Annotated in this window: 12 protein-coding genes; 4 read left to right on the top strand and 8 right to left on the bottom strand. The window is 70.0% G+C overall.

Annotated elements, in window-relative coordinates:
• Nucleotides 1–163: 163 nt before the first annotated feature.
• Both ABFX50_RS40610 and ABFX50_RS40605 read right to left on the bottom strand, forming a co-directional pair.
• Nucleotides 164–2899 (bottom strand): universal stress protein, encoded by a 2736-nt coding sequence (locus ABFX50_RS40610; RefSeq protein ID WP_346154307.1) that lies wholly within the window; start codon nt 2897–2899, stop codon nt 164–166.
• Between the two features lie 202 nt (nt 2900–3101).
• Nucleotides 3102–3422, bottom strand: a complete 321-nt coding sequence (locus tag ABFX50_RS40605; protein WP_346154305.1) for a TraR/DksA family transcriptional regulator — start codon at nt 3420–3422, stop codon at nt 3102–3104.
• An 892-nt stretch (nt 3423–4314) separates the two neighbouring features.
• Here ABFX50_RS40605 and ABFX50_RS40600 point away from each other — a divergent pair.
• Complete coding sequence (locus ABFX50_RS40600; RefSeq protein WP_346154303.1) at nt 4315–4458, top strand: hypothetical protein; 144 nt, start codon at nt 4315–4317, stop codon at nt 4456–4458.
• 57 nt (nt 4459–4515) lie between these two features.
• Here the strand turns inward: ABFX50_RS40600 and ABFX50_RS40595 are convergent, their stop codons facing one another.
• Entirely contained in the window at nt 4516–4800 is a 285-nt protein-coding gene (locus tag ABFX50_RS40595) for a hypothetical protein (RefSeq protein WP_346154301.1), read from the bottom strand.
• A gap of 27 nt (nt 4801–4827) precedes the next feature.
• On the opposite strand from ABFX50_RS40595, the gene ABFX50_RS40590 reads away from it, so the two are divergent.
• Nucleotides 4828–6738, top strand: a complete 1911-nt coding sequence (locus tag ABFX50_RS40590) for a PucR family transcriptional regulator (RefSeq protein WP_346154300.1) — start codon at nt 4828–4830, stop codon at nt 6736–6738.
• A gap of 142 nt (nt 6739–6880) precedes the next feature.
• Here ABFX50_RS40590 and ABFX50_RS40585 read toward each other — a convergent pair whose 3' ends face one another.
• From ABFX50_RS40585 to ABFX50_RS40575, 3 genes are all read right to left on the bottom strand, one after another.
• Nucleotides 6881–7990, bottom strand: coding sequence for an S-methyl thiohydantoin desulfurase family protein (locus ABFX50_RS40585; RefSeq protein ID WP_346154380.1), 1110 nt, complete (start codon nt 7988–7990; stop codon nt 6881–6883).
• A 5-nt stretch (nt 7991–7995) separates the two neighbouring features.
• Nucleotides 7996–9573, bottom strand: coding sequence for a hydantoinase/oxoprolinase N-terminal domain-containing protein (locus ABFX50_RS40580; RefSeq protein ID WP_346154298.1), 1578 nt, complete (start codon nt 9571–9573; stop codon nt 7996–7998).
• 66 nt (nt 9574–9639) lie between these two features.
• A complete protein-coding gene (locus tag ABFX50_RS40575) occupies nt 9640–10977 on the bottom strand; it encodes a purine-cytosine permease family protein (RefSeq protein WP_346154296.1) in 1338 nt (445 codons plus the stop codon).
• 208 nt (nt 10978–11185) lie between these two features.
• On the opposite strand from ABFX50_RS40575, the gene ABFX50_RS40570 reads away from it, so the two are divergent.
• On the top strand, nt 11186–13297 hold the full coding sequence (locus tag ABFX50_RS40570) for a hypothetical protein (RefSeq protein ID WP_346154294.1): 2112 nt from the start codon (nt 11186–11188) through the stop codon (nt 13295–13297).
• A gap of 429 nt (nt 13298–13726) precedes the next feature.
• On the opposite strand, the gene ABFX50_RS40565 is transcribed toward ABFX50_RS40570, so the two are convergent.
• Nucleotides 13727–13942, bottom strand: coding sequence for a tautomerase family protein (locus tag ABFX50_RS40565; protein WP_346154292.1), 216 nt, complete (start codon nt 13940–13942; stop codon nt 13727–13729).
• Nucleotides 13943–14205: 263 nt separating this feature from the next.
• On the opposite strand from ABFX50_RS40565, the gene ABFX50_RS40560 reads away from it, so the two are divergent.
• Entirely contained in the window at nt 14206–15438 is a 1233-nt protein-coding gene (locus ABFX50_RS40560; RefSeq protein ID WP_346154291.1) for an amidohydrolase family protein, read from the top strand.
• Nucleotides 15439–15656: 218 nt separating this feature from the next.
• Here ABFX50_RS40560 and ABFX50_RS40555 read toward each other — a convergent pair whose 3' ends face one another.
• Complete coding sequence (locus ABFX50_RS40555) at nt 15657–16577, bottom strand: cyclase family protein (RefSeq protein WP_346154290.1); 921 nt, start codon at nt 16575–16577, stop codon at nt 15657–15659.
• Nucleotides 16578–16712 lie beyond the last annotated feature (135 nt).

Below are 16712 nucleotides of genomic sequence, written 5' to 3'. Positions count from 1 at the left end.
TCGTTCGATTACGCACCTTGCTGATACAGCCGATACACCGTTGTATTCAGTCGTAGCCATGGGTATACGCACCACTCTCCGGTGACCGAGGCGAGGGGAGGGGCGAAGTGGGCAGGTCGGGCAGGGTGGTGGGCCTGACGTCGACTCGTGTTCGAATGGGCCTTCACAGCAGTGGCGGGGTGTAGCCGCCACGGTTGTAGGCCAGACGGGCGATGGCGTGGGTCTGCTCATCGTCGTTGTCATCGACGCGGTCGAACTGCTCGGCGACCCGGCCGGCCGCGCGGTTGCAGAAGGTGGTGGCGATGTAGCGTTCCTGCCCGGACGCGGGCACGCCCTGGTCGTCGAACAGGGCGCTGGTGCGGGAGATGGTGGCGATCTGCGCGTAGATGTCGATCGCGGCATGGGCAAGGCGTTTCTGCTGGCGCTGCCTGGATTGGATGTCGGGGCCGTGGATACGCAGCAGTTTCTCGGCGGTGGCGCGGAGCTGGCCGACCTGGTCGGCGACCCGGTCGGCGTGGCGGCCAAGCGTGGGGTGGGCGGTGTCGAGCCGGTCGGGTCGTATCCGGCGCCGCAGACGCTGACCGGCGTAGTCGGCGAGGATGCCGATGCTGGCGATCGGGTCGGAGAGGTTCAGGTTGCGCAGGTCGGCGACCTCGTCGGCGACGGTTTTGAGGCCGGCGAGCGCGACAAAGGCACGCAGCACGTCGTTGGCGCCTTCGAAGATCGGGAAGACGCGGCTGTCGCGCAGTGCCTTGGCTGCCGGCGAGTCAGCCATGTACGCCTGGCCGCCGAGCAGTTGGAAGACCCTGTTGACGGCATACCAGTGAAACTCGCTGCCGGCGATCTTGGCCATGGCCGACTCGACAGAGTAGTCCGGCACGCCGGCATCGACGAGACCGGTGGTCAGATAGGCCATCGACTCGAAACCGTACAGGTAGGACACCATCCAGCTGATCTTGTCTTCGACCAGTTCGAACTCGGCCAGCGGCCGGCCGAACTGCTCGCGTCTGGTGGTGTGGTCGATGGCCAGTTCGATGAGGCGTTTGGTGGCGCCGACGACGCCGGTACCCAGCGACATGCGCCCGTTGTTGAGGGTGTGCATGGCGACCCGCAGACCGTCGCCGGGTTCGCCGAGGACGTTCTCCTTGGGCACGCGTACATCGCGGAAAGTGAGCCGGCGCAGGTCGTTGCCGCGCAGCCCCAGGGTGTCGTAGCGGTCCGGAGCGTCGAAGCCCGGCATGCCTTTCTCCACGATGAGAGCGACGTGACCGGTCTCAGCGCGGGCGAAGACGCACACGACGTCTTTGCCGCCGTTGCCGATCCACCGCTTCTCGCCGTTGAGTACGTAGGAGCCGTCTGCCTGCCGCTCGGCGAAGGCGGTGATGCCGCGCATGTCGGAGCCGGCGCCGGGCTCGGTCAACGCGAACCCGGCAAGCTTGCGGCCGGCGGCCAGATCGGGCAGGAACCGGGCCTTTTGATCGTCGGTTCCGAACAGGTGGATCGGCTTCATCCCGATCGACTGGTGCACCCCCATGACCACCGACAGGCTGCCATCGTAGCCGCCGAACTCCTCCATCACCCGGCAGTAGCCGGTCTGCGACAGGCCCTGCCCGCCGTATTCGGGCGCCACATACAGGCCGAGCAGGCCGCGTTCGCCGAGTCCGCGCACGACGTCGTCGCCCACCCATCGTTCCTGCTCGACCTTGACCGGGTCGTAGCTCGCGTCCAGGAAGTCCCGGGCGTCCCCGATCAGGGCGTCGACGCGGCGCTCCTCGTCACCGCCCAGCCGCGGATACGGCATCACCATGGCTTCCGGCAGCCGACCCGTGAACAGCGCCTTGGCGAACGACGACACCGGCGGCGCGCCTGTGCCGGCTGCATCGGCGCCGGTCCGGTCTTGTTCTGCCAGTTGTGCGGCGACGGTTGGTTGAAGCGCTGCAGGTGCGGTGCGCTTGGTGGCTACTTGCGCAGCTTCCGGCGCCTCCGACACGCCTTGCCCGGGCGGGGTCGTGCCGCCGCCATGGGCGGCCTGGGCACGGACGATGGCCACCGTGCCGGTCGCGTGGTGCAGCACGCGCTGGCTGGTGGAGCCGAGCAGCAGGCCGGTGAAGCCGCCGCGTCCGCGGGATCCCACAACGGTCAGGGCAGCACCAGCGGATTCGGCGACCAGGACAGCGGCGGACTCGCCCCGGACTGCCTTCTGCTGTACCGGGACCTCGGGGTACTGCTCGCGGTGCCTGGCAACGGCTTCGGCGAGTAGCCGGTTAGGCGATTGGTACAAATGCTCGTAGTAGCTCCCGATCCGCCACTGATAGGCGTGTACGGCGACGACGCCCAGGCCGTGCCGCGCCGCGTGCGCGAAGGCGAAGTCAACGGCGAGGTCCGACAGATCCGAGTCGTCCACGCCGACCACCACCTGACCGGTGGCCGGGTCGGCCTCGTCGTGGTCGCCGGATGGGCTGTCACGCACGACGACGACAGGGCAGGCGGCGTGCGCGGCGGTCTGGACGCCGACGGACCCGACGAGCAGTCCGGTGAACCCACCCAGGCCACGGTGACCCACCACCACCAGGACAGCCTCGCGGGAGGCGTCGATCAATGCCGCAGAGGGAGCGCAGACCGGAAGATCTGTGCTGACGTCCAGGGTGGGCGCGGCCTGGCGTGCCCGGTCGACGGCGGTACGTAGGAGCTTTTCGGCGGCCTGTTGGAGCCCGGCATCGGCCGGTCCCATCACCGGCGGTCCCAGCGGTACGCCCATGATTGGCCACAGGAACGCGTGTACGATTCGCAGTCGGCACTGCCGGGCAGCCGCTTCCCGGGCTGCCCAGTCCACTGCGGACAGGCTCTGCGGTGAGCCGTCGACTCCTACGACGATCACAGCGGCCGGGTTGGTGATCATGTTCTGGTTCCCTTCCGGGTGTGATCGACGGCGGCTTCCGCAGCTGGGTGATCTGGCCGTCGGCCGGATCACCGGGCCCTGACATGGAGACGTCGGTGCCGGGTCAGGTACGAGGGGTCGAGGAGGGACGCATTGGTGGCCTCTGTTCTGTGCGGTTGTTGACTAGTTCGCGCCGGTGCATCCCCGGCCGCGTGCTGGCCGGTCAGCCGGTCCGCTTGCGCTGGCACGGCACGCAGAACCGGGCGTGCGGCAGGATCTCCAGCCGTTGCAGCGGGATGTCGGTGGCGCAGCGTTCGCAGATCCCGTAGCTGCCGTCGGCCATGCGCCGCAACGCCTGCGCGGTGTCGGCCACCACCTGGCGGGAGGAGACGACCAGCGCTTCGAGGATGTCGTCGTCGAAGTCGCCGCGGTCGGGTTGTTGGCTGCACAAGGTTAGGTGGACGAGCTGGTCAGTGTGCCGCCGGAACTGCTCCTCCAGCGTGGTGCGCAGCTCCTCGATCGGATCGTGCACAGTACTGGTCACGTGACTGGCCCCTTTCTCAAGGTTCGGGATGCAGGCGGCGGATGACCGCGTCGCGAGTCGCAACCGAGGGGTGCGCGGATGTTGGGCGCGAGCTGATGGGATCAGGCCACGGCGGGATAGCGGCAGGCCGTCCCGGCCTGCCTCCTCGCTCGATCCGGCATCACCTTCTACTTGCCAACCTATGCCGTCACGAGTTGCAAAGCAGGGGGTCCCACCGGCCAACATGCCGGGGGCGTAGTTGCCGACCGTCGGTAACCACAGCGTTGGCCGGCGAGGACCGGACGTCGTCCCCAGAATCCTTTGCTGAGCCCGTCAACATGGTGAAGACATCGGTGATCAATGACCGTCCCCCAGGGTGGCCCGGCAGCCGCGTGCCCCGTAGACGGTACGGTCAATGCCGTCCGCCGACCTGCCTCTCGGGTCAGCCGACGGCGACGGCGCGGCGACGCTGGTCGCCTCCGTCCATCGCGGTGGGTCGTCGCAGGCGTTCCATCACCTCGGTGACGGCGTGGGCCCGCCAGCCACTCGCCATGGGTTAATGCCGCGCGCCGCGATCGAGGTTCGGAGGCTGCGGTATCGGGACAGTGCCGGACCTCGACATCGACGACGCCATGGGTGACGAACAGGGTCCACGGCCGGTGCGGCGACGACTCCGGTCACCAGCACGATGAAGACTTCCAGGGGGCCGTGGTGGGTTTCTCGGATGCGCCCTTCATGGTGATCGCGTCCCGCGGTACCGGACAGGTGCCAGGCGCACAGGCACAGACAAACTGCCGACGTCTGGCAAGGACAGGTTGGAGAAGCGGGCGCCTCGGTCACCGTCATCGGGACCCATCGCGCCTACCTGGTCGTCAACTCACTGGCCGACGGGAACACCACCTACGCCCGCCAGATGAGGGACAGGGACGCCAAGGAGTCCTCGGGCGGCGCGACCGTGCAGAAGATCTACAACATCAACATCACTGCTGCACCGACCGTCCCCACCGAGGAGCAGTTGCGTAAGCAGCTCTCCTACGCCGACACCCTCTACGAGTAACTCCCACGAGCTGGAGCTCCGGTCACCACCCTCCTGATCGGGGCTCCTCCCTTTTCCTTACTCGCCGCCGTCTCCACCGTCACCCCATCCATCGTCTCCGCCTCTCCTGCCTCCGTCGTATCCGGTACCTCCGTCGCTGCTGGCCTTGGTCGATGAGTTGTCTTTAGTTACTTCCCTCAGGAATAGGAGGATCAGGAAGATAACGAACAAGACGGACATGAGTCCGTCCGTCTCCTGGTCAAGCGCAAAAAAGAGGAGGGCAGCGGCCACCATTGCCAGGAATGCGCCCGCCATCAGCAGGAGCGTATACAAGACGACCTCCCTAGTTTTCGGGGACTTCACTCTTTCTCTCTGGAAGCAGTGAAGTCAATGCACCCATTTTTCGCCAGGCGTCGCGGGGCCTATCCGTTCAACGGCTCTTTCTCAGGAGGTCTGCCCGTGCTATTTAAGCCCACCGTCGTGCAGTTGCAGGGGGTGGACGGAAGCACCTACACCCTGACCGACGAGAGCCACACGGGCGCTGCCATCCTGCTACGCGATGGAGCCAAGAAGTTGGACGCCCCCACCTACGACGTGAAGGCCGATGAGTACCCGGCCATCGACGGAGGCTTCGTCCGCTTCACCCGCGCCACCATGCGAGAGGTCTTCCTGCCCGTGACCATCACCGGCACGACGCGCTACGAGATGCTCGCCCTCAAGCGCCGCTTCGTCGCCAAGAAGGGCCTGGTGAAGCTCCTCGCCACGGAGTACACCCTGCCCGAGGGCGGCAGCGAGCTGGTGGCTGAACCCACCCGCGCCCTCTACGCCGGAGGTATGGAAGGCGGCGAAGGCAGCTCGGATGGCACCCACTGGTCCAGCTACGGCATCGTCCTACGCGCTCCCCACCCCTACTTCCAGCACCTCTCCCGAGCCACCAGCACCCACAACACCCCCATGACCGCCTTCACGGTGAACAGCCCCGGAGAAGTCGCCTCCCAGCCCCGCCGGGAGATCGCGTCCCGTGGTTCGGGGGGCGAGGCGGGTACGGAGGTGAGCATGGCTGACAGCAGTCGGTGGCGCAGCGGACGCTCGCCGTCGGAATCCGATGCGGATGACGCCTGGCTCATCGGCGTGGCCGAGGGGGCCAGCAGAGACGCCGGTGGCGTGCCGGTGGAGCTGCTCGGGGAGTACCTGCCGCTGCTGGCCGACGCCGCCGTCCACGGAGGCCGGCCCGAGCACGCCGAACTGGAGGCGGTGGGCCTGCTCGGCCGGCGAGCCGCGGAGCAGGGGATCTCCGCCGGGCGGGTGGTGCAGCTGTATCTGTCGGCGGCGCGGCGGCTGTGGCAGGACCTGCCGATGGCGGTGCGCTCCCGCGACCGTGAGGCGGTGCGCGAAGCCGCCACTGCGGTGCTGCACGTTGTCGACGTCGCGGTCGCGACGCTGGCCGAAGGTTACGCGGACGCGCGCCGCGATCTGGTCCGCAGGGAAGAGACGCTCCGCCGCGAACTGATCGACGATCTCCTGCGCGGCGACTCCGACCTTGGCGCACTGGTGGAACGCGCTGAGCCGTTCGGGCTCGACCTGGCCCGCGTCCATCAGGTCGCCCTGGCCGCGCCAAGCCAGCGGCTGCCCGATGCCGACGCGGCGATCAGCGCCCTGGAGGCGGTCATGTTCGACCGGCTCGGGGACCGCGACGTGCTCGTCGCGACCAAGGACGGTCTCCTCGTCGTGCTGGCACCCGCTGACCCCGCCCTGGCCGGCCGGATAGCGCCCAGTGCCGATCCTGGCAATGATCTCGGGCGGCTCATGCACCGCGAACTCAGCCGCCGACCGCGCGGGCGCCCCTGGCGGGTCGCGGTCGGCCGTTCCTACCCGGGCCTGTACGGCATCGCTCGATCCTATGAAGAGGCCCGGGAGGCGCTCACCATGGCCGGCCGTCTGCACGTCGACACCCCGGTCGTCAACGCCCACGACCTGCTCATCTACCGGGTTCTGCTGCGCGACCAACCCGCCATCGTCGACCTGGTACACGCCGTGCTCAGCCCGCTGCTGCAGGCCCGCGGCGGCGCCCAGCCGCTGATGGCCACCCTGGAGGCCTACTTCGACACCGGCGGGGTGGCCACCGAATCGGCCAAGCGGCTGCACGTGTCGGTGCGCACCGTCACCTACCGACTGAACCGGGTCAAGACGCTGACCGGCTACAACCCGGCCGACCCTGCTCACCGCTTCACCCTGCAAGCGGCGGTGCTCGGCGCCAGGGTTCTCAACTGGCCGGAACAACCCTTGCCCACGCCGGCCTAGCCTGCCCGCTCTGCACCGACACGGCTGGAGTGAGCTGAACGCGACCCGCGCCGCGCCGCCGCCGGAGCCCAGCGGGTGGCTCCGGCGGCGAGGTCATCGACATCGGCAGATGTGATCTCCATGAATGACGAGGTTCAGGGGGTCAGGCGCCAACGCGGGTTCCGGCGGTGAGCTGTTCGACGGGGGTGTAGGGGTCGGGGAGGCCGAAGGCGGCGGGGCCGAAGCAGTCGAGCGCCGCGGGGGTGCGCATGATGTCGGGGGTGGAGATGGCGTAGACGGTCAGTCGCTGGCCGAAGGCCAGTGCCTCCGTGGTCACCGGTGCGCCGGTGTCGGTGTTGAGGGTGCAGATCAGGTCGGGGACGATCGCGACGACCTCGCCGTCGCGGCGGGCGACGAGGTGTTCGTTCTGGAAGGTGATCCGCAGTTGGTCTCCGGGGTCGTCGAGGGCGGCCAGCGTCACGTGGCCGCGGGCGAATCCGTCGACGGTCCTGCGGTCGATGTCGACGACCTTTCCTCTGAACAGGATCAGGCCGTGGGTGTAGATGGTGCCGGCCAGGGCGGCGGTGAGCGCGTCGAACGGGTCCTCGTGCCGCTCGCGGGCGGTCCTCAGCGCCGCTCCGATCCGCATGCCCAGTGTCAGCGTGCCGGGTACGGCGGTGCGGCGGACGGTGGCCGCGTCCATCGGGTAGTCGCAGATGTAGGCGGCGCCGCCCATCTCGACCGTCATGACGCGGGCCAGCCGTTCCATGCGGACGTTGTCGAGGGCGTCGATGATGGCGACGTCGCCGTGGTCGGAGGCGATCGACATGGGGGAGCCCGGCACGCCGTACACGGCGAACGTCTCCATCTGCAGCTCGGGGAAGGCCCTGCCCATGCCGTCGGCGTCGATGACGGGCAGTCCGAGCTGGGCGCCGAGCAGCAGCGGCATCATGCTGTTGAGGCCGCCGCACTCGATGGGCATGGTGGCGGCCGCCGTACGACCCAGGTGCTCTTCCAGGGCGCGCAGCGCCGCGACGTTGCCCCTGCCCGAGGGGGGCCGCTCGACGAAGACGGTGGGCGCGCCCATCATCGCCGACGGCAGCACGAGCGCGTCGTCGGGCAGCTCGTCGATCGGGATGATGGTCACCCTGCGGCCTTCGCGCAGCTGCCGTTCGACCAGCAGCCTGCCGATGTAGGGGTCGCCGCCGCCGCCCGTGCCCAGGACGGCGGCGCCCTCGGCCAGGTCGCGCAGCGCGGCGACGGTCAGGTCCATGCCTGTCACGCCTTTACCTCCTCGATGGTCGCGGCGCGGCCGACGCGCAGCTCGCCGACGGCTTTGACGCGGACGCGCACGGCGTTGCCCGGCAGGTAGGCCACGTGCACCTCGTCGATGTCGACCACTTCGACGGTGCCGGGATCCGCGCCTGCGGAGATCGCCCGCTCGACGGCCTCGGTGCGGGCCTGGTCGAGGACGTCCTCGCGGGTGCGGGCGGCGGTGATGGCGAACAGCCGGTCGACGTCGCCGCCGATCTGGCCGGTCGCCGCGCCGATGGCGTTGGCCACCGCGTGGTGGGCGGGACGGTGGACGGCAGGCACGCCCGGCAGGTGGTCGGGCATCAGGACGCTGCCGCCGCCGACCACGATGACCGGCAGCGGCTGGGCGGAGACACGCATCTGGTCGACGAGCTCGCCCACTCTGCCGGCCATCCAGGCCACGCCGTCCCTGACCAGGTCCTTGCTGAGGTGGCGGACGAGGGAGGGGTCGCCGATGTCGGCCATGCCGGCGGCGACCGCGAGGTCGGTGGCGGTGAGCACCTGGCCGCCGAAGACCAGGGCGTGGTCGGTCAGCTCGTAGCCGACGCTGTCGGGCCCGATCTCCAACCTCGGGGTGGTGGCGACGCGGCTGCCGCCGCCGAGCCCGATCGACAGCACGTCGGGCATGCGGAAGTTGGTGCGCACGCCGCCGATGTCGACCTCGCCGGTGGCCTGGCGGGGGTAGCCGCCGCTCAGCACGCCGACGTCGGTGGTGGTGCCGCCGATGTCGACCACGGCGCAGTCGGCCAGGTCGGCCAGGAACGCCGCGCCGCGCATGGAGTTGGTCGGCCCCGAGGCGAACGTGCGGACGGGGTAGCGCCGGGTGTACTCGGCGTCCATGAGTGTGCCGTCGTTCTGGGACAGGTACAGCGGGGCCCGGATGCCGACCGCCCGCAGAGCCTCGGCGAAGGCGTCGACGATCTCGTCGGCCAGGTCGCGCAGGCAGGCGTTGACGACGGTGGCGTTCTCCCGTTCCAGCAGCCCCACCCTGCCGATCTGATGGGACATGCTCACGTGTAGGTGTGGCAGCTCCGCGAGCAAGATGTCGGCGGCCCGCTCCTCCAACTCGGCGTTGACGGGGGAGAAGACGCTGCTGATGGCCACGGTGTCGATCTCGTGCGCGCTCAGCTCGGCCGCGATGCGCTTGAGCTGTTCCGGCTTCAGCGGTGAGATCGGCCGGCCGTCGAACTCGTGGCCTCCGTCGCACATGTGGATGCTGGGGTTGATCGCCCTGATCAGCCGGTCGGGCCAGTCGACCAGGGGCGGTAGCGCGGCGGTGGCGGGCAGCGCCAGCCGTACCACCGCGGTGCGGGCCAGTCGGCGGCCGGTGACCAGCGCGTTGGTGAAGTGGGTCGTTCCGATCATCACCGCGGTGATGTGTCCCCGCTCGGCGCCGGAGGTGGCCAGCAGTCGTTCCAGGGCGGTGACGACGCCGCTGGTCACATCGAGGGTGGTAGCGGTCTTGATCTCGGCCACGACTGTGGTCTCGGCCATCAGGACGGCATCGGTGTGGGTGCCGCCCACGTCAATCCCGACACGCACGGGTGGTGCTCCTGTCTGCGTCGAAGGAGGAGAGAGAGTCGAAGGAGGAGAGAGACGGGACCGGAGTCACGCCACTCGGGCGTTCTCGTCACGCGGCGCACCGGTCAGGCCCAGCCTGCCGGCGATCGCGTAGGCGGCGAAGGCGACCACGAGGGCGTTGAGCGCGGGGATGCCCCACGCAACGTACTTGCCGATCAGCGCGGAGGCGAGCCAGATGACGAGTGCGGCGGGCGCCCAGCCAGGAGCCGTGCCCGGGAGTGCGCCGGAGGCTCGTGAGACGTCGAGGGCCGCTCGCCATCGGCGTACGACGTAGTACTCGGCGACCATGATGCCGGCGACGGGCGGGATGGCGACGCCGAGCAGGACGAAGAAGTCGATGAGGTGGTCGAGGATGCCCGCCGCGGCCAGGCCGGTGCCGACCACGCCGAGCGCGACGGTGACGACGGCCCTGTTCGTGCGCTTGCCGAACGCGGTGTGCAGGGTGTTGGTCATGCCGAGGGAGGCGGCGTAGAGGTTCCAGTCGTTGATCTTCAAGGTGGCGGTGATCAGGACGATCGTTCCCACCACTCCCGAGGTCGTGGTGACGATCGCGATCACGTCTCCGGTGCGCAGCGCGTGGGCGAGCAGGACCCCGACCAGGGCCACGACGTACTCGCCGAGCGTGATGCCGAGCACGGTCTGCTTGACCACATCGGCGGCGCTGCGGTTCCACCGGCACATGTCGGGCGAGATGACCGCGCCGACGATGAACCCGCCCGCGACGATGGTGGCGCCCTCGGCCAGGCTCAGGGCGGGACCCGGTGGCGCCGAGGCGACCAGCGCGCCGAGCGACTGCTTCGACAGCTCGACCGTGATCGCCCAGCCGGCCAGGGCGAGGAAGGCGGGGACGGTGATCCACGCGGTCCAGGCCATGCCGGCGAAGCCGTGCACGACGATCGCGGTCACGGCCAGTCCTGCCATGATGGACCACACCCACACGGGCGGACCGCCCAGCAGCGAGGCGAGGCCCTGGGCCAGGACGGCCGACTGCACCCCGAACCAGCCGAGCAGGCAGATCGCGATGACCATGCCGACGATGCCCGCGCCGTACCTGCCGAACCCTGCCCACCTGGCCAGCACGGTCGTCGACAGGCCCTCGCGCATGCCCGCGATGCCGATGGCGATCGCGACGACCTCGAGGATGACGGCGCCGAGCGTGATGGCGAGCACGGCGTCCCAGAACGTCATACCCATGCCGAGGGTGGCGCCGAGCAGGAACTGACTGAGCGCGCTCAGCATGCCGAAGCGCTGGATCGCGACCGTCACCCAGCCGTAGCGGGCCGACTGCGGCACCCGCTGGAGCGCGTAGTCGTCGCGGGCGAGACCCTCGTCGGATAACTCGGTGGTGAGCGCCGCATCAGACATCCGATGCCCTTTCTACGAGTCGATCAGAAACGTGGAGGCGTTGGCAGCGACGCTAGATTCCCCGGCGATCATTGGGAAGAGGCGTGCGGACGAACTGTCGATCGACGCGTCCCTCGTCCAGCCGCGGCCGGCGCGTCTGACTACGTTCTCCACCTTTGGTGAGATCTTGTGTTGCCTTGAGCGTCCGAACCGTGCTAGACGATCTACGGTGAACAAGGACGCCGACGGGAGTACGGCACACGACGCCTTGCAGCATGCGCTCGAACGCCTGCGCGCCGCCGGAGGCGACGGCCGGGCCCTCGGCCATGACCACCTCGCGGTGATCCGCCACCACGCCGTGGCCCGTATGCGCCAGGGCAGCCGCCCAGCCGATCTGGCCGCGGAGTACGGGTTGGCGCGGGCCACTCTCTACCGGTGGCGGGAGCGTGGGAGGGCCGGCGACCACGAACTTGAGGCCCGCCCCGGGGGCCGCGCGCCGTACAAGATGCTGCCCGAGGCGCGGCGGGTGCTGCGCGAGGCCCTCCTGACCGACCCCCGCAGGCTCGGGCTCGGCCGGCCCCTGTGGAGCCGCACCCTCGTCGCCCGCTACCTGCGCGAGCAGGCGAGGGTCGTCCTCTCCGGCAAGCACCTCCGGGTCCTGCTGCGTCAACTGGGTCTGTGGCCCGCCAGCGGCCTGCCCACCTACGCCGAACAGTGCGCGAAGGTCCCTGAGTGGTTAGCGGAGGAGTTCGGTCGGGTCCGTGCCCGTGCCGAGGCCCAGGCCGCACCCCTGTTCTTCCTGCAGATCATGCCGCTGCCCGGCGAGCTCCAGCTGATGTCGATCGTGCGCACCAACGGAACCCAGCGCTCATTCGCCGTGCTGCCTGCCGACAACGCCCTGGACGATGTCCACGGCGAATTCCTCGACCGGGTCCTCGCCACCCGTACGGGCCCGATCTTCCTGATCACCGACCCGTTGATCGCGCCTTCGACGCGGGCGGTGGCCGCTGCGGCCCGCCGGCGCAGCAGCCGCCTGACGCTGGTGCACCTGCCCGCACCCCGTGACGCCGGAGTCCGTACGGCCCTGCGGCAGTCGGCGCTGACCGAGCACCGGGCCGTGCACGCCCGACTCAGGGCGGCCGTTGACGCGGTCTGCGAGGAGAGCTCGGCCCTCGCGCAGGACAGACCGCTTCTCGGCCGGCCGGTGCGCTCGGCCCTCCTCGACGCCGTCCGCCTGCGCCGGCAGGCACAGGCCCTCCGCGAGAGGTGCAGCGCGCTGCGCAAAGCGGCTGAGGCCGTCACGGCGCAGAGCAGGCAGACCGCCAAACAGGTCAGGGCCGAGCTCAACCAGCTCATCGCCGCCTCCCACCGCAGCGACAGCAAGATCGGCATCACGGAGCTCGCAGCGGCCACAGGCATGACCCGTAACGCGATCAACCTCGTCGTCCGGCGCACCACCGAACTGCCGCCGCAGTACCCCATGTCCGCGCCCGAAGTGATCAGCCGGGTTTCCCGTACGGCGGAGCAATGGCGTGAGCTGTGTGCCCAGCATGAGAGCGACCTTCGGCTGGTCGCCCTCGCCGGCGACGTGTTCGACAAGGCCGCCGCCGTCGAGCGGCAGATCGCGGCCGATCGCGATCAGGCCGTCATCGCCTGCCACCAGGCCGGCACGTCCGTACGCGACCTCGCCAGGGACGCCGGAGTCAGCGAGAACCTGATCTACGCGCTGATCGGACCGATCACACCCGGCCGCCACAGCTCGGATCCGCTGCTGGCCCGCCTGGGGGAGGTGGCCGCGCGATGGCGCTCCGCCAGGGACCAGACGGGCACGGCCCGCAGACGGCGTGCCGAGCAGGAGGAGCTCCGCCGCCAGGCGATCGCGACGGAGACGTCGTGCCGCGCGCGCCGCAACCGGCTCATCGAGCTCTGCGCCTCCTCCGGCTACACGATGACGGAGATCGCGGCATGGTCGGGCATGGACCTCGCGACAGCCGCCGGGTCACTGTCGGCACGACGACGTCAGGTGACATCCGAAGAAGGACGGCAGGCGCTCCAAGAGCTGCGTACGGCGGTCGAGCAGGCGCAGGAGGCCCGCTGGGAGGTGGACCGCCAGCGGCTGCTGTGCGAACGGCTGGAGGCCGACCGGCGCCGCCACGCCCAAGCCGAAGACGCGGTTCGCCGCGAACGTGATCGGGTGCTGCTGCAGTGCCGCGGTGCGGGCGCCACCATCGCCACGCTGGCCGCCTGTGTACAGGTCGACGCCCACACCATCCGAGAGGCGTTGCGCGCGGCGGCCGCAGGCGACGCGGCGGAGGAGGAAGCCCTGGCCACCTCGCGTTGACCAGGCGACACCCGTTGCCGTCTACGGGGCGTGGGCCACGTCTCGAAAGGTGCCGGTGGCCTGACTCCAGGCGTGTTCGTCGGCCATGCGTGCAGTGTCTCGTCACGCGGGGGAGTCGACCGCGGCGATGACGTGCGCCCCGGCGCGGGAGGCGAGTCGCACGGCGTAGCGTCCCACACCGCCCGAGGCGCCGGTCACCAGCACGCGCTTGTCGGGGGCGATCCCCGCGCTGCGCAGCGAGCGGAGCGCGGCCAGGCCCGCGGTCGGCAGCGCCGCCGCCTCGGCCAGGCCGACACCGTCAGGGACTTCGGCCCGCCGACACGTCCACGGCCACCCGCTCGGCGAACGCGCCGTCCTCGAAGATGGTCCCGTGCGGGGGCGGGCGGTCCCGGCGGCGGGACCGCCCGCACCACGTCACCCCGTCCGCGGTCAGCCCGCTGCCAGAGCCTTCACGTCCGCGGTGGTCAGGGGCTTCCCCCCGATGCCCCAGTCACCGCTCTTGACCTCCTCGACGACGACCCAGGTCACCGAGCGCATGTTCTCGCCCTCGATGCTGACCATGGCGTCGGTCAGTTTCGTGACCATCTCGGCCTTCTGGGCCTCGGTGAAGACGTCCTCGATGATCTTGACGTTGATGAGTGGCATGATTCCTCCCCGTTGTTCTGCACGACATGGTGAGGGGAGCGTGTGACCCGTCAGCCGAACCTTATGGTGGCGCTGTGCTCCACGTCGACCAGGAACACCACGCGCTCCTCATCCCGCGGATACGGCCGGCCTGTGTACTTCGCCGACATCCTGCGTATATGGCCAGTCTCACACGAGAATGACTGGATGCCACGTACTGCGACACCATGGGGCATGTCGGACCCCGCGCGACTCCTGGCGCCGCACGCCGTAGGGTCGGCAGCGTGGACCTGCTCATCCGCGACGCGACCCTGCGAGCCCGTCCTGGCCGCTGGATGCTCACCGCCGACGCCGGCGTCCTGACCGCGGTGACCCCTGAGGGCCGTGACGCGCCTGGCGATGCCGTCCGGGTGATCGACGCCGAAGGGCACCTGGTCACCGAGCCGTTCGTCGACGCCCACCTGCACCTGTGCAAGGTCCACACGCTCGACCTGGCGGGCTCGCATGCGCTCGAGGCCTACACCGAGGGCACGATGGGCGCGGCGATGGACGCGATCGAGATCGCCGCCGCCGTCAAGCGCGAGCAGACCACCGCCGCCGTCCTCGATCGCGCCAGGCGGGCGCTGACCGAGTCGGTACGGCACGGCGTCCGCGTCGTCCAGGCGTTCGCCGACGTGGACCCCGACGCCGGACTCACCGGGGTGGAGGCGCTGCTGGAGCTGCGCGAGGAGTTCCGTGACCTGGTCGAGGTGCGCGTCGTCGCCTTCCCCCAGGACGGCCTGCTGCGCCGTCCTGGCACCGAGGAACTGATCGCCGAGGCGGTACGGCTGGGCGCCGACGTCGTGGGCGGCATCCCGTGGATCGAGTACACCGACGCCGACGCGGCCGAGCACGTGCGCCGTATGGTCGAACTCGCCCGCCGTACGGGAAGGCGGGTGGCGATGCTGGTCGACGACGCGGGCGATCCCGGCCTGCGCACCACCGAGATGCTCGCCTGCGCGCTGCTGGCCAGCGGTGTGCGCGGCAGCGCCCAGCATGCCCGCGCGATGGCGCTCTACCCCGAGCCCTACCTTCGCAGGCTGATCGGGCTGTGCCGTAGGGCGGGCCTGGGGTTCGTCAGCGACCCGCACACGGGCCCGCTGCACCTGCCGGTCTTCGCCCTCGCCGACGCCGGGCTGCCTGTGGCGCTCGGGCAGGACGACATCGAGGACGCCTACTACCCTTTCGGCCGCCACAACCTGCTGGAGGTGGCGTTCCTGGCGGCGCACCTGCTGGAGGCGCGCGCCGACGCCCACCTCGACCGGCTGTTCGACATGGTGACGGTGGACGCGGCCCGGGTGGTCGGCCGCCCGGCGCGCCGCCTCGTCCCCGGCGCGCCGGCCGATCTGGTGGTCCTCGAAGGGCGGACGGTCAGGGAGGCCCTCACCCTGCACGCCGCGCCGCGCCACGTCGTCGTCGGCGGTCGGGTGGTCGCGAGCACGAGCACGAGGACGGAGTTCGGGCCGCCGAGCCGTTGACCGGCCCACGACCAAGCGCATGCTTCTTTCAGTGACGGGCGGCCAGACGGCGGATCCAACGTCAGTCCGGCCGGCAGCCATCGCACGCTGCGACACCCCGCCTTGAGGCGCTCGTGCCGCCTGGTTCGCGACCAGCACGGCGTGTCCTCACCGACCACGACCGCGTTCCAGGCGCGGGCCGGGTCGTTCATGGCCTCGCACCTCCTCGTGAACCGCGCTCAGAAGGTGGCGATCGGGTTGACCGGGCTGCCGGACGTACCGGCGAAGCGGACCGGCGCGACCGCGAGGTGGAAGTCCCACTGGCCGAGCTCGGCGGCCGTCGTCGCGCACGCCTCCAGGTCGCAGTTGTCGAGCATCCACAGACCCATCGCGACGAGGCTCACGGCGTGAACCGGCATCAACACGTCTTCGTACCCCGACGGCTGAACGTCCTGGGGGGTGTCAGCGCCGATCAGCGCGACCTCCCGTTCATGCAGCCACGGCAGGCAGGACGCGTGCCAGCCGGCCTGCGTGAAACCGCCGGCCGCACCGGCCTCGTGCCGGACGCGGCCATAGCCGGTCCGCAGGAGTACCGCATCGCCGGATCGCACCCGCACACCCTGGCGACGCTCGGCCTCCTCGAGATCGTCGGGAAACACACCCTGCCCCGGTTCCAACCACGGCACATCGCGGACCTTCGCGATGTCCAGCAGGACACCACGCGTGATGATCCCGTTCGCCGCCGCCGTGACGGCCGCCCACGCCGATCCCGTTGCGGCGTCGACCAGCGAGTGCGACCGCCCGTTGTACATCGTGCCGTCCCAGAAGATGTGGCACGGCGAGTCGACGTGGGTGAGGGTGTTGCCGTGGAAGGTGACGCCGAGCCGCTCGGAGGAAAAGCCCCAGCGCCGGTCGTTGCGGAACCCGGGCGCCGGCATGTCCTCGGCGCCCGGCATGTCGGCGGCGCACGGGCACGTCGTCGTCGACCGCTCCATGTCCTCCGGTACGGCTACCTCCCATGCGCACGACACGCTCCTGCCGTGGCGCACGGCCCGCGCCGCCGCCAGCCTGACGTCGTCGGTGATGTGGTTCAGAGTGCCGAGCTCGTCGTCGTCGCCCCACCGTCCCCAGTTCGACAGCGTGTCGAAGTACCCGAGCACGTCGTCCTGTGTGGGCATCGGTCGCCCTGCCGTCATCCCAGCATCGACTCCTCCCGCAGGCAGGCTATCCCGCCCTCTCCTTCGATATGACCTCGCCGGGGCCGGAGAGACGGTGCGAGCAACCCCGATCCAACC

The sequence above is a fragment of the Nonomuraea recticatena genome (genome assembly GCF_039533245.1).
Classification (GTDB): domain Bacteria; phylum Actinomycetota; class Actinomycetes; order Streptosporangiales; family Streptosporangiaceae; genus Nonomuraea; species Nonomuraea roseola.
This window is presented reverse-complemented; position numbering and strand designations above follow the sequence as displayed.